This is a genomic window from Lysobacter sp. ISL-50 (assembly GCF_018612875.1).
Lineage (GTDB): Bacteria > Pseudomonadota > Gammaproteobacteria > Xanthomonadales > Xanthomonadaceae > Lysobacter.
In genome coordinates this window covers 1-419 of record NZ_JAGGRI010000013.1, presented here as the reverse complement: position 1 = coordinate 419, position 419 = coordinate 1, and the positions used below count along the sequence as shown (strand labels likewise).

The 419-nt window shown below is 56.3% G+C and carries 1 pseudogene; it reads right to left on the bottom strand.

The annotated features are described in order from the left end of the window. Positions 1–195 (bottom strand): annotated as a pseudogene (locus J7J50_RS08265) (hypothetical protein); the annotation flags it as partial. Positions 196–419 lie beyond the last annotated feature (224 nt).

The window sequence follows — 419 nt, the reverse complement described above, 5'->3', positions numbered from 1 at the left end:
TTGGACAAAGAAAGTGACCCGCCGCTCCATGGCGGAAGCTTTAGGCGTTTGATCCTGCTCTCGCTTGGGGTTTTTGCTTTTTTGCTCGTCATTCCCGCGAACGCGGGAATCCAGTGCCTTTCGTGCGAGAACGCTTGAAGTCGCTGGATTCCCGCATTCGCGGGAATGACGAGCAAAAAGCAGAAGCTTCAGCAAGCAAGAGCGAGATCAAACGCTAAACGCTTCCGCCATAGAGCGGCGGGTCACTTTCTTTGTCCAAAGCCACAAAGAAAGTAACCAAAGAAAGGGCTTTAGCTGTTTCGAATCAAGAGCCACGAGTGCGATGCCTACGCAGGCAGGTGCCACATTGGGCATCCTGCCCAAGGTGGCACCCGGCGCACGTCCATGTGCGCCGCCCTCCGGGTGTCCCTGGTCTCGCG